This window comes from Variovorax xiamenensis (genome assembly GCF_050916385.1).
In the GTDB taxonomy this organism is placed as follows: Bacteria; Pseudomonadota; Gammaproteobacteria; order Burkholderiales; family Burkholderiaceae_C; genus Variovorax.
Genome location: NZ_CP139038.1, coordinates 116,753 through 128,362, shown reverse-complemented (window position 1 = coordinate 128,362; position 11,610 = coordinate 116,753). Strand labels below are relative to the sequence as shown.

12 protein-coding genes are annotated in these 11,610 nt (G+C 68.8%); 6 read left to right on the top strand and 6 right to left on the bottom strand.

Annotated features, from left to right (window positions below; genetic code table 11):
- Positions 1-3 precede the first annotated feature (3 nt).
- Together SFB74_RS00510 and SFB74_RS00505 are read right to left on the bottom strand one after the other, a co-directional pair.
- Positions 4-432 carry a surface-adhesin E family protein gene (locus tag SFB74_RS00510; protein WP_432728722.1) on the bottom strand — a complete coding sequence of 143 codons (429 nt, stop codon included), beginning with the start codon at positions 430-432 and terminating at the stop codon, positions 4-6.
- 80 nt (positions 433-512) lie between these two features.
- Positions 513-1,853, bottom strand: coding sequence for a hypothetical protein (locus SFB74_RS00505; RefSeq protein WP_432728721.1), 1,341 nt, complete (start codon positions 1,851-1,853; stop codon positions 513-515).
- A 93-nt stretch (positions 1,854-1,946) separates the two neighbouring features.
- On the opposite strand from SFB74_RS00505, the gene SFB74_RS00500 reads away from it, so the two are divergent.
- The 5 genes from SFB74_RS00500 to minE all read left to right on the top strand — a co-directional run bounded on the left by SFB74_RS00500 (position 1,947) and on the right by minE (position 5,967).
- Positions 1,947-2,369, top strand: coding sequence for a hotdog fold thioesterase (locus tag SFB74_RS00500; RefSeq protein ID WP_093195743.1), 423 nt, complete (start codon positions 1,947-1,949; stop codon positions 2,367-2,369).
- A gap of 161 nt (positions 2,370-2,530) precedes the next feature.
- Positions 2,531-3,814 (top strand): solute carrier family 23 protein, encoded by a 1,284-nt coding sequence (locus tag SFB74_RS00495; RefSeq protein ID WP_432728720.1) that lies wholly within the window; start codon positions 2,531-2,533, stop codon positions 3,812-3,814.
- A gap of 228 nt (positions 3,815-4,042) precedes the next feature.
- Positions 4,043-4,801, top strand: coding sequence for a septum site-determining protein MinC (gene minC / locus SFB74_RS00490; RefSeq protein WP_432728719.1), 759 nt, complete (start codon positions 4,043-4,045; stop codon positions 4,799-4,801).
- Between the two features lie 68 nt (positions 4,802-4,869).
- Entirely contained in the window at positions 4,870-5,685 is an 816-nt protein-coding gene (minD, locus tag SFB74_RS00485; RefSeq protein WP_432728718.1) for a septum site-determining protein MinD, read from the top strand.
- A gap of 3 nt (positions 5,686-5,688) precedes the next feature.
- Entirely contained in the window at positions 5,689-5,967 is a 279-nt protein-coding gene (gene minE, locus SFB74_RS00480) for a cell division topological specificity factor MinE (protein ID WP_019653579.1), read from the top strand.
- Here minE and SFB74_RS00475 read toward each other — a convergent pair.
- Together SFB74_RS00475 and SFB74_RS00470 are read right to left on the bottom strand one after the other, a co-directional pair.
- On the bottom strand, positions 5,924-7,633 hold the full coding sequence (locus SFB74_RS00475; RefSeq protein WP_432728717.1) for a rhodanese-like domain-containing protein: 1,710 nt from the start codon (positions 7,631-7,633) through the stop codon (positions 5,924-5,926). The two genes, minE and SFB74_RS00475, sit on opposite strands and share 44 nt — an antisense overlap.
- A 4-nt stretch (positions 7,634-7,637) precedes the next feature.
- On the bottom strand, positions 7,638-8,618 hold the full coding sequence (locus SFB74_RS00470) for a Bug family tripartite tricarboxylate transporter substrate binding protein (protein WP_432728716.1): 981 nt from the start codon (positions 8,616-8,618) through the stop codon (positions 7,638-7,640).
- A gap of 184 nt (positions 8,619-8,802) precedes the next feature.
- Between SFB74_RS00470 and SFB74_RS00465 the strand changes: the two genes are divergently transcribed.
- Entirely contained in the window at positions 8,803-9,738 is a 936-nt protein-coding gene (locus SFB74_RS00465) for a fatty acid desaturase (RefSeq protein ID WP_432728715.1), read from the top strand.
- A 7-nt stretch (positions 9,739-9,745) separates the two neighbouring features.
- Here SFB74_RS00465 and SFB74_RS00460 read toward each other — a convergent pair whose 3' ends face one another.
- Both SFB74_RS00460 and SFB74_RS00455 read right to left on the bottom strand, forming a co-directional pair.
- On the bottom strand, positions 9,746-10,663 hold the full coding sequence (locus SFB74_RS00460) for an alpha/beta fold hydrolase (RefSeq protein WP_432728714.1): 918 nt from the start codon (positions 10,661-10,663) through the stop codon (positions 9,746-9,748).
- A 233-nt stretch (positions 10,664-10,896) separates the two neighbouring features.
- Positions 10,897-11,499, bottom strand: a complete 603-nt coding sequence (locus tag SFB74_RS00455) for a TetR/AcrR family transcriptional regulator (protein WP_432728713.1) — start codon at positions 11,497-11,499, stop codon at positions 10,897-10,899.
- Positions 11,500-11,610: the final 111 nt, after the last annotated feature.

Sequence of the window (11,610 nt, the reverse complement as noted above, 5' to 3'; positions counted from 1 at the left end):
CGGTCAGCGCACCCTGGCGCAGACCGCCTCGAACACCGCGCCGCTCACCGTCTCGGGCTTGCCCACGGGCGACCACTGGGTGTGGCGGCTGATGTCGAGGTCGTGCACCTCGAGCGGGCCGTTGTAGCTGACGACGCGGCGCATCTTCTCGCGGCGGCCCTTGCAGTCGTAGTCGCCCAGGTAGTTCGAGGCGCGGAAGGGCTGCTTGCCGACGTCGTTCTGCAGCTCGAAGTAGTCGTAGCGGGTCCAGGCCTCCACGAACTCGCCGTGCGGGCGGATCGACGGGATCTTCAGCGACACCTTCTTGCGCGCGGTGGTCATGAGCTGCGTCCACTCCTGCTGTTTCTGCTGCTGCTGCGCAAAGGCGCCAGGAACGGCGGCCGCCAGCGCGATGACGCCGATGGCAGGGATCAGTCGAAGGAACGGGTTCATGGCTCGGGCTCCCTTTGTGGTTCTGTCCGGGCCAAGACCGGCCGGCAGCCGGAAGATATCAAAGCAGCCCCGGGCACAGCTCAGCGCGGCTTGGGCGGGGCTTTCTTCGGGGCCGACTTCGGAGCCGGCTTCTCCCCGCCGAACAGCTTCTCCACCTGCTGCCCCACGCGCGCCCCGATGGCCGTGCCCACGCCCGGCAGCACCGCGCTGCCGATGGCCGCGCCGGTGAGCGCTGCGCCGGTCAGCGAGAGTTCGGGGTCGCTCATGCTGCCGCCCACCTTCAGCGGCACGCCGACCACGCCGTCCACCAGGTCGACCGCAATCTCGCCGTCGAGCTTGCGATTGAAGAGCTTCAGGTTGCCGCTGGCCGTGAGCACGCCCGAGCGGGCCTTGAGGTTGCTGTACTGCATCACCACGCCCTCCTCCGTGCCCTGGGTGTCGAGCGTGCCGGTGAGTTCTTCGAGCGCGGTGGTGCCGCCGCGGCTGATGCCGGCGGTGGTGACGGCCTTGGCCACGTCCAGCCTGGTGAGCGTGGCCGGCTGCACCGAGAAGGTGGTGCGGGTGTGCAGGCTGCGGATGAGCGCGCCCAGCTCCTCGGCGCTGGCGGCCTCGGCCACGAGCGTGGTGGTGCCCGAGAACTTGCCGGCCACCGAGGTGCGGCGCCCGAAGGCCTGCACCAGGCTTTCGATGTCGATCTGCCGCGGCTCCAGGTCGGCCGAGAGCTGGAGCTTGCCGTCGGGCTGCGTCTCGAGGCGGGAGACGCCGTTCCAGGTGCCGCCGCCCACGTCGATGCGGGTGCGCCAGCGGTCCTGCCCGGCCTGGCGGTCCAGCCGCAGGCGCACTGGCGAAGGCGTGCCAGCGCGCTCGATGCGGGCCTGGCGCGGCCGCCAGCCGGGGTCGAAGCGGATGTCGCCGTCGTAGGCCAGCGAGATGTCGCGCCGGTCGATCCAGCTCACGTCGCGCCAGCGCAGCTGTTCCACGGGCACGGACGCGAGCGTCCAGGGCGCGGGCAGGGCAATGACGTCCGAGCCGCCTTCCCGCGGCTTGGGCCCCCTGCCCCGGAAGGCCCGCACCGAGGCACGCGGCAGCACCAGGCCATCGACCTCGATCTCGTCCACGGCTATGACGCGCTGCAGCAGCGGCGCGAGCTGGAGCTGCACGGTCACGCGGCGCAGGGTGATGGGGCGCGGCTGGTCGGTGGCGATGTCGGACAGCACCAGCACGGGAACAGGCACCAGCGACCAGTGGGCGCCGCCCACCTTCAGGGCCACGCCGAAGCGCTTCTCGAAGGCTTCGGAGATCTTCGCGGCCACCTCGTCGTCGGTGGGCAGGCGCGCGCTCACCACCCACACCAGCGCGCCCACGCCCAGCACCAGGACGGCGGCGATGCCTAGGAGCCAGCGGCGCAGGGGGTGCTTCATCGACGCAAGGTAGCACGCAAAGGCGACTCGGTTTGTCAGCCGCCATCGCTATAGTTTTGGCCACCGTTACAGGCAAGAAGAAAGAAGCACCGAATGCGTATCTGGAAAAAAGAGATCTCCGTCGAGGCGCTGACGCGCAACCACGTGGGCACCGCCGTATCGACGCTGGGCATGGAGTTCCTGGAGGTGGGCGACGACTTCATTCGCGCCCGCTGCCCGGTGGACGAGCGCACCCGCCAGCCCTACGGCATCCTGCACGGCGGCGTGTCGGTGGTGCTGGCCGAGACGCTGGGCTCCTGCGGCGCCCACTACTCGGCGCCCGAGGGCGACCGGGCCGTGGGCCTGGACATCAACGCCAACCACATCCGCTCGGTGACCAGCGGCTGGGTGATCGGCACGGCACGGCCGGTGCACCGGGGGCGCACCACGCAGGTCTGGCAGATCGACCTGACGAACGAGGCGGGCGAGCTGACCTGCGTGTCGCGCATCACGATGGCGGTGCTGCAGCCGCGCTGAGGCCGGCCACCCTCTTCGTTCCTCCCCTCTTCTTCTTTCTCCGGCACAGGGTGCGTGCCGGTGTTCAGGCCGGTATTCATCGCCCACAATCACGCCCCGGGAAAGCCGGAGCGTTCCGGGCCCCACCGCGCACAACACCCCCAACAAGAGGAGAAAGAAGAATGTTCAACTGGACTGAACGGCCCGCGTCCGCGCTGGCCAACGGCGCGGTCATCGCGCCCGACGAGCGGCTGCCCTGGCTGCAGACCGGCGCGATGGGCGTGCAGCACGTCATCGCGATGTTCGGCGCCACGGTGCTGGCGCCGATCCTGATGGGCTTCAACCCCAACATCGCGATCCTGATGAGCGGCATCGGCACGCTCATCTTCTACTTCGTCACCGGCGGCAAGGTGCCCAGCTACCTGGGCTCGAGCTTCGCCTTCATCGGCGTGGTGATCGCCGCCAGCGGCTACGCCGGCAAGGGCCCCAACGCCAACATCGCGGTGGCGCTGGGGGGCATCGTGGCCTGCGGGGTGGTCTACATCCTGATCGGCGCCATCGTGCAGGCCATCGGCACGGGCTGGATCGAGCGCTTCATGCCTCCAGTGGTCACCGGGGCGGTGGTGGCCGTGATCGGGCTCAACCTGGCGGGCGTGCCCATCAAGAACATGGCGGCCGGCAACTTCGACGCCTGGATGCAGGCCGTGACCTTCCTCTGCGTGGGCCTGGTGGCGGTGTTCACGCGCGGCATGCTGCAGCGCCTGCTGATCCTGGTGGGGCTGATCCTGGCCACGCTGGTCTATGCAGCGCTGACCAACGGCATGGGCATGGGCAAGCCGGTGGACCTCAGCGGCATCGCCAACGCGGCCTGGTTCGGCCTGCCGACCTTCACCGCGCCGGTGTTCACGGCCAACGCGATGCTGCTGATCGCGCCCGTGGCGATCATCCTGGTGGCCGAGAACCTGGGCCACCTGAAGGCGGTGACGGCCATGACCGGCCGCAACCTCGACCCGTACATGGGCCGCGCCTTCATCGGCGACGGCATCGCCACCGTGGTGAGCGGCGCGGCGGGCGGCACGGGCGTGACCACCTACGCCGAGAACATCGGCGTGATGGCGGCCACGCGCATCTACTCCACCGCCGTGTTCGTGGTGGCGGCCGTCATCGCGCTGGTGCTGGGCTTCAGCCCCAAGTTCGGCGCGCTGATCCAGGCGATTCCGCTGCCGGTGATGGGCGGCGTGAGCATCGTGGTGTTCGGCCTGATCGCCATTGCCGGCGCCAAGATCTGGGTCGACAACAAGGTCGACTTCTCGCAGAACAAGAACCTGATCGTGGCCGCCATCACGCTGATCATCGGCACGGGCGACTTCACGCTGAAGTTCGGCGACTTCGCGCTGGGCGGCATCGGCTGCGCGACCTTCGGCGCCATCATTCTTTACGCCCTGCTGGGACGCTCGAAGAACTGAGCCGAAGGCGAACCTTCCAGGGATACCGTGGAACCGGCTTTGCCGGGCCACCGGTATCGCCCCCTGCAAGGGGGTTGGCGAAGCGGTACGAAGTACCGCGAAGCCTGGGGGTTGGCTTGGTAACCTCATGAAAGAAGTGTTTGCCGGAGGGCCTGAGGCGGGGGGCCTTCACCGGCGTTTGGCCCGCGCCCGTTAGACTCCAACGCTTTTCGCACCGACGTTTTCCCAATGGCCGATGTCTCCGCCGCGCGCACCAAGGCGGTTTTCGAATTCAAGAGCGCCACGCTGCCGCTGATCGCAGTGATCCTCAAGACGTCCGACCTGGACGTGCTGGCCGAGGCGCTCGACGCCCAGCTGGCGGATTCGCCCGACTTCTTCGAGCAGGAGCCGGTGGTGATCGACCTCTCGCTGCTGCAGGAGACGGAGGGCGATGGCGACATCGACTTCGCCGCCCTGCGCGGCCTGCTCGCGCGCCACCAGACCCAGCCCATCGCGGTGCGCGGCGGCAATGACGCCCAGAACGCCGCGGCACGCGCGGCCGGCCTTTCGGTGGCGGCCATGCCCGCGGCCCCCGCGCCCCGTGCACCGGCCCCGCCGGCGGAGCCCCCCGCTTCCGAAGCCCCTCAGATCGTGCGCGAAGTGCCGGTGCCGGCCAACGGCACGCTGCTGATCGACAAGCCGCTGCGCTCGGGCCAGCAGGTCTACGCACGCGGCGGCGACGTGGTCGTCACTGCCGTAGTGAGCTTCGGTGCGGAAGTCATCGCCGACGGCAACGTGCACGTGTACGCACCGCTGCGCGGCAAGGCCATTGCCGGCGCACGCGGAAACACCGAGGCACGGATCTTCTCGACCTGCATGGAAGCGCAGCTGGTGGCCATCGCCGGCACCTACCGGACCAACGAGGTGTCGCTGCCCGACTCGGTGCTGGGAAAATCGGCCCAGGTCCGCCTCGACGGCAAAAAAATAGTGATCGACCCGATTCCCTGATCGAACCCGATCACGGAACGCGGCGACCCTGACAACCAACAACTGAATCGAAACAAGAAGGAATGGCCATGGCCAAAATTGTGGTGGTGACTTCGGGCAAGGGCGGCGTCGGCAAGACGACGACGAGCGCCAGCTTCGCGTCGGGCCTCGCGCTCGCGGGCAAGAAGACTGCGGTGATCGACTTCGACGTGGGCCTGCGCAACCTCGACCTGATCATGGGCTGCGAACGCCGCGTGGTGTACGACCTGATCAACGTCATCCAGGGCGAAGCCAACCTGAGCCAGGCGCTCATCAAGGACAAGCAGTGCGACAACCTGTTCGTGCTGGCCGCCTCGCAGACGCGCGACAAGGAAGCACTCACGCAGGAAGGCGTCGAGAAGGTGCTGGCCGACCTCGCCGCGATGGACTTCGAATACATCGTCTGCGACTCGCCCGCGGGCATCGAGACCGGCGCCATGATGGCCATGCACTTCGCCGACGAGGCGCTGGTGGTGACCAACCCCGAGGTGTCCTCGGTGCGCGACTCGGACCGCATCCTGGGCATGCTCAGCAGCAAGACCAAGCGCGCCAAGGAAGGCGGCGACCCCATCAAGGAGCACCTGCTCATCACCCGCTACAACCCGAACCGGGTGGCGGGCGGGCAGATGCTCTCGCTGGAAGACATCCAGGACATCCTGCGCATCAAGCTGATCGGCGTGATCCCCGAGTCGGAAAGCGTGCTGCATGCCTCCAACCAGGGCGTGCCGGCGATCCACGACAAGGAAACCGACGTGGCGCAGGCCTACAGCGACGTAGTGGCGCGTTTTCTCGGCGAAGACCGGCCGATGCGCTTCGTCGAGGCGGAGAAGCCGGGCTTCTTCAAGCGCATTTTCGGGAGCAAGTAGCCCATGTCCTTTCTCTCGTTCCTGCTGGGCGAAAAGAAGAAGACTGCGAGCGTCGCGAAGGAGCGGCTGCAGATCATCCTCGCCCACGAGCGCTCGAGCCTCAGCGGCAAGAAGCGGCCCGACTACCTGCCCGAACTCCAGCGCGAGCTGGTGGCGGTGATTTCCAAGTACGTGTCCATCAACGCGGACGACATCAAGGTCAACCTGGAGACCCAGGACAACCTCGAAGTGCTCGACATCAAGATCGAGCTGCCCGATCCGGCCCCGACGCCGGCGCGCTGAGCGCGAAGAACCTGAAGCGCACCGACGGGTCCTGCAGGACCCGCGCGGCCAGCGCGCGTTCCCACGCGAGGTAGTCGGCCCAGGCCGCGTCGCGGCGCGGGCCGAACACGCGCATCACCGAGCCCCAGTCGTCGTCGAAGGGGGTGAGCAGCCTGGCCGCCACCAGATCGGTCGCCAGCGGCCTGCCGGAGTCCTTCCAGCCCTGCGTTCCGCCCTGGAGCCAGGTGAACACCGCACCCGAATCCGGCCAGCGCCGTCGGGCATCGCGCGCCACGCGGGCAGCCGCGACGCCGTCGGGCGAGGTGAAGACCAGCGTGCGCCCGGCCGTGGCGTGCGATGCCAGCGGGTCCAGCGAGGCGGGCAGCATGTAGAGCGCGCCCGGCAGGTGGCCGCGCTCGTAGTCGAGGCTGGGGCCGACGTCGATCACCGTGACCGCGCCGTTTCCGCGCAGCCGGGCCAGGGCATCGGGCGCGAGCGGCGAGGGAGCGTCCCTCAGGACCGCGGCAGCGACTGCCGTGGCGGGCGGCGGTGCCAGCTCCGGCGCGAATTCACCCCCGTCGTAGACGAACACCTCCGCTTGGCCCAATTGCGTGAGCCAGAAGCTGGTGATGGCGGCACGCAGCCGGTGCGCCGGCTCGTCGATCAGCACGATGCGCGCGCCGCGCGTGCCGACGAGGTTCTCGAAATGCATCAGCAGCTGGCCACCCGGCACCTGCTGCACGCCCGTACCCGCGAGGGCCGGATCGGCGGCGGGGCGCACGTCGAACACGTGGAGGGTGCGCGTTTCGTCGTCGCGCCAGCGGGCGACCTGGGCCGCGTCGGCCACGGGCAGCGGGAAGCGCTGAAGCAGGCCGTCGGCGATGCCGCGCAGCACCTCGGGCGATTCGGGCGGCAGTTCGTCGTCGGGCGCGGCGTTCTGTACGGTCGGCGCGCCCAGCAGGCCCCAGGCCATGACGCCGTCCTCGACGAACACCGCCCCGGGCGCGCGGCCCAGCAGCCGCAGCGTGGTCGCGCCGACGATGCCGCGCGTGCGGCTGAAGCAGTTGATGGCCCAGACGTGCTCCGCCTCCGCGCGATCGGCACCTGGCTGCTCGAAGCGCCGCAGCGCCAGTTCGGTGCCCGCGTGGTTGCGCGCGCCGGGCAGCGAGAGGAATTCGAACTCCGCGCGCGGCCGGGCGTCGACCAGCGTGGTCGGACGGCGCTCGCGAAGCCGCGTGCGCAGCGCCTCGACCGGCAGGCCGGGCGTACCGTAGTGCAGCCGCGCGCAGTCGCCGAAGGCCTTGACCAGGGTGCCGTAGCCGTCGATGGTGGGCAGGCCTTCCGTTACCCAGCGCTGCAGGCCCCCTTCGAGCGTGCGCACGTCGGTGTAGCCCAGGCCCGTGAGCACACTGGCTGCGGACTGCGCCACGCCCTCGGTGGCTCCATGGTCGTCGTAGAGCACCACGGGCACCGAGCGGCGCGGCACGAAGGCGCCCGCCTGCAGCTCGAGCACGCTGAACGGCAGGTTGCGCGCGAGGTTGGGATGGCGCTGCACGAACCAGCGGGTCTCGCGCACGTCGAGCAGCGCGAGCTCGGGCGCGGCGCCCGAATCGGGGTCGGCCAGCAGCAGCAGGCGCTGCAGCTCCGCCGGCGTGATGGCGGTCTTCTTCGTCGATGGCGCGCTCATGGCGTCAGTTTGGCTGGATGCCGGCCTGTTTCACAACCGCCGTCCATTTCACCGTCTCGGACTGGATGAAGCGGCCGAACTCCTCGGGCGTGTTGCCCACGGTGAAGGCCCCGATGTCGTCGTAGCGCTTCCTGAATTCGGCCGCCTGCACGATGTCGCGCAGCTCGCGCGACAGGCGCTGCACCAGCGGCGCGGGCGTGCCGCTGCGCACCACCACGCCGTACCAGGAGGTGACCTCGAAGCCCGGCAGGCCGGCCTCGGCGGTGGTGGGCACGTCGGGCAGCCAGGGCGCGCGCGTGCGATAGGCCACCGCCAGCGGCTTGAGCGTGCCGGCCTTCACGAAGGGAATGGCCGTGACCACTTCGTTGAAGATGAACTGCGTCTGCCCCGCGAGCAGGTCGTTGATGGCCGGGGCGCTGCCCTGGTAGGGAATGGCGGTGAAGTCGGCGCCGGTCTGCGTCTTCAGCAGCTCGCCCGCGAGGTGCGAATAGGCGCCCACGCTGATGCCGTAGTTGACCTTGCCGGGGTTCTTCTTCGAATAGTCGATCAGTTCGCGCGGCGTGGCCACCGGCAGCTTGGGATTCACCAACAGCACCTGCGGCGTCTGCACCAGCAGCGACACGGGCGTGAAGTCGCGCGAGAGGTCGTAGCTCAGCTGCTTGAAGAGCGCGGGCTGCACCGTGAGGTTGGAGGCCGGCGCGAGCAGCAGCGTGTGGCCGTCGGCCGGCTGGCGCGCGACGTACTCGAAGCCGATGTTGCCGGCCGCGCCGCTGCGGTTCTCGACCACCACCGCCTGCCTCAGCCGCTGCTGGAGCTGTTCGGCAACCTCGCGGGCGATCTTGTCGGCGATGCCGCCGGCCGGGTAAGGCACGACCAGGCGGACCGTCCTGCTCGGGTAGTCGTCGACCGTGGCCGCGTGGATCTGGACATCGACGGAAAGCGCGGCGAGCAACGCCAGCGCGAGGCGGGTGAGGAGTTTCTTCATGGGAGGCAACGCAAAGGCCGGCACGCGGCCGCCATGAAGGCGAGGCCGGCAGGAGTGCAGCAAAGCCGCGAAGCGTAGGCCGCACCCCGCGCCGGGCGGAACTAAGTTTCGCGCCCATGCTTATGCGAAAAGCGCGCATGCAGGCAGCCGCTTGCTACCTAGCATCGCAGTCCCGTTCATCGCCATGACTTCGACTGCCGCATCCCTTCCCCAGAAAGCCTCAGCCCGCCGCCACTGGTGGTGGCACTACGAAGTGCCCACGCTGCTGCTGGCCGCCCTGCTCTATGCCGCATGGGGCGCGCTGGTGTGGTGGCACGCGGTGCTTCCGGGCTGGGCCTTGTTCATCGCCGGGGGCTTTCTCGCGCAGCTGCATTTCTCGCTGCAGCACGAGAGCATCCACGCGATGCGCCATCTGCCGAAGTGGCTGCGCCATGCGGTGGTGTGGCCGCCGCTGAACCTCTGGCTGCCGTACCCCTTCTACAACCGCGGCCACAGTTCGCACCACGTCAACTTCCACCTCACGCATCCGGAGCGCGACAACGAGAGCGCGTACCACTCCGCGCCTGCGTGGAAGAGCTACGGGCCCGTGTGGCGATGGATCTACATGGCCAACCAGACGATCGCGTTCCGCGTGGTGCTGGGACCCTTCCTGCGGCTGTGGAAGCTGGTGCGCTTCGAAACCGCCCAGGTGCTCGCCAGCAACTTCTCTCGCCTGCCGACATGGTTCTGGCATGCGCTGAGCGTGGCGCCGGTGCTGTACTACGTCGTCGAGGTCTGCGGCATGGGCTTCGGCGAGTACCTGCTGTACTTCGTCTATCCCGGGATGATGCTGGGCTCGCTGCGCACCTTCACCGAGCACCGGTGGGCCGACACGCCGCACGAGCGCGTGGCCATCGTGGAATCGAACCTGGTGTTCGGGCTGCTGTACCTCTTCAACAACCTGCACCACGTGCACCATCGCGCGCCGACCATGCCGTGGTACGAGATCCCGGTGTACTTCCGCAGGCACCGCGCGGCGGTGCTGGAGGCGAACGGCAATTTCTACTACCGGGGGTACGGAGAGATCGTCCGGCGGCACCTGTTCAAGCCGGTGTTCACTCCCGTCCACCCCACCTGGTGAGCCCCGCTCAGGGCTGCGCCACGAAACGCGCGACCTGCGCCAGCACCTCAGCCTCCTTGAGGATGCGGCGATGTCCCCATCCCTGCGTGGCGACGAGCTGCGCGCCACCGATGGCGTCGCGATACGCCTCCGCGTCGGCGAAGCGGTTCACGCGGTCGTCGCGGTCATGCACGATCAGCGTGGGCTGCGCGATGCGCGGTCCCACGGCCGCAGGCTCGAGCTGCGGCATCAGCACGCCTTCGCGCGATTCGAAGAGCCGCTGCATCGCGAGGCGCGTGGCTTCGCTGAGCCCGAAGGTGTGCGCGAAGTAGCGCGTGTACTCGCGCGGCGAGGCTGGCGGCGCGAGCAGCACGAGGCGCTCGGCCGGAAGCCCGCGAGCGGCGGCCAGGGCCAGCCCGTTGGCGCCCAGCGAATGCGCGACGGCTGCGCGCAGCGCATGGCCGTCCGCAGCGAGCCTGGCCGCGACATAGGCAATGGCGCGTGCGAACTGCGGCGAGTTGCTCATCGTGCCGGCGCTTCGGCCATGGGCCGGCAGCTCGAGCAGCACCGGCCTCAGGCCCTCGGCCGACAGGGCCTGCGCGAGCGGCAGCATCTGGCCCGCGTGCCCGCCCCAACCGTGCACCAGCAGCACCACGGGTGCGGATTCGGCGCCCGAGTCCTGCGCCGCAAGGTGGTAGATGCCCACGCTCGCGTCCTCGAAGGACCAGTTCTCGCGCCGCCATTCGGCGCCCGGCCCCTGGCCGCGATAGAGCCACTTCGGCGGCAGCGGCGTGCCGAAGACGCGGTAGGCGGCGCGCACGCCCAGCGCGGGCCAGAAGCGCTGCGAGGTCGTGAGGCCGAAGCGCAGCGCGCGCATCGTGCGGCTGGGCCGGTAGTAGTTCGATTGCGCGGCGTGGCCCGCGGCCGGGGAGGAAGTGCTCGTCATGGATCGGCGTTCCTTTCGGGCTTCAGTACCAGACCCAGTCCCCGTTGCTGCGGGGCAGGCTGCTCAGGGTGTCGCGAAGGCTCCTGACACCGACGATGGCCGCGTAGACGGCGAGAAAGAGGGCAATGATCAGCATGGTGCTTCTCCTGTTTATCGCACGACTGTGCGAAATTCTGGCAAATCTCTGTGGTGAATGGAAACACGGGAAATCCGCCTGCTTCGTGAAAGGCCGTTCAGGCGAGGTAGCTGGAGAGAAGCCGCTGCCAGGTCTGTGTGGCGCGGTCGGCGGCCTGCGGGTCGCGCAGGAAGCGCGCGTCGTGCAGCTGGGTCATGGTCACGCCGTTGAGCTCGCTAACGAGTTGGGCGGGGTCGGTGTCGGCCTTGAGTTCGCCCGTCTCGATGGCCTGCAGCACCGTGCGGCGCAGCGCGGCACGCCAGCGGGTGATTTCGCCGAACAGCACCTCGCGCAGTTCGCCCTCGCGGTCGTCGAATTCGAAGGCGCCGGCCATGTAGAGGCAGCCCGTGTGCATCTCGACGTCGCGCGTGCGGGCGATCCAGCGCGCCACGATGTCGTTGAGCCGGGCCAGGCCCTTGGGCTTCTGCATGGCGGGCACGAACACGTCGGCCAGGAAGCCGCGGCCGTACTCCTCGATGACGGCCTTCTGCAGCGCCTCGCGCGAACCCACGCGCGAGAACACGCCGCTCTTGGACAGGCCCAGCTTGCTCGCCACGGCCTGCAACGTGATCGCCTCCAGGCCTTCGGCCAGCGCGAGATTCATTGCCGCGCCGACGATGGCGGCGCGGGTGAGTTCGCTTTTCTGGGTCTTGGCGTCCATGCGGCGGACTTTAGCACAATCGTGCGAAATCACAAGCGCCCGGCGAAAAGCCACGACTGGAGCGCCTTAAAGATGTTTTGCTCATGTGAAACCAACAAACGCATCGTTCCC

Excerpts from the sequence above, each read along its gene's own strand:
- minD (WP_432728718.1), top strand. The coding sequence starts at position 4,870 with ATGGCCAAAATTGTGGTGGTGACTTCGGGCAAGGGCGGCGTCGGCAAG.
- SFB74_RS00495 (WP_432728720.1), top strand. The coding sequence starts at position 2,531 with ATGTTCAACTGGACTGAACGGCCCGCGTCCGCGCTGGCCAACGGCGCG.
- SFB74_RS00510 (WP_432728722.1), bottom strand. The coding sequence starts at position 432 with ATGAACCCGTTCCTTCGACTGATCCCTGCCATCGGCGTCATCGCGCTG.
- SFB74_RS00470 (WP_432728716.1), bottom strand. The coding sequence starts at position 8,618 with ATGAAGAAACTCCTCACCCGCCTCGCGCTGGCGTTGCTCGCCGCGCTT.
- SFB74_RS00460 (WP_432728714.1), bottom strand. The coding sequence starts at position 10,663 with ATGACGAGCACTTCCTCCCCGGCCGCGGGCCACGCCGCGCAATCGAAC.
- SFB74_RS00475 (WP_432728717.1), bottom strand. The coding sequence starts at position 7,633 with ATGAGCGCGCCATCGACGAAGAAGACCGCCATCACGCCGGCGGAGCTG.
- minE (WP_019653579.1), top strand. The coding sequence starts at position 5,689 with ATGTCCTTTCTCTCGTTCCTGCTGGGCGAAAAGAAGAAGACTGCGAGC.
- SFB74_RS00455 (WP_432728713.1), bottom strand. The coding sequence starts at position 11,499 with ATGGACGCCAAGACCCAGAAAAGCGAACTCACCCGCGCCGCCATCGTC.
- SFB74_RS00505 (WP_432728721.1), bottom strand. The coding sequence starts at position 1,853 with ATGAAGCACCCCCTGCGCCGCTGGCTCCTAGGCATCGCCGCCGTCCTG.
- SFB74_RS00500 (WP_093195743.1), top strand. The coding sequence starts at position 1,947 with ATGCGTATCTGGAAAAAAGAGATCTCCGTCGAGGCGCTGACGCGCAAC.
- SFB74_RS00465 (WP_432728715.1), top strand. The coding sequence starts at position 8,803 with ATGACTTCGACTGCCGCATCCCTTCCCCAGAAAGCCTCAGCCCGCCGC.
- minC (WP_432728719.1), top strand. The coding sequence starts at position 4,043 with ATGGCCGATGTCTCCGCCGCGCGCACCAAGGCGGTTTTCGAATTCAAG.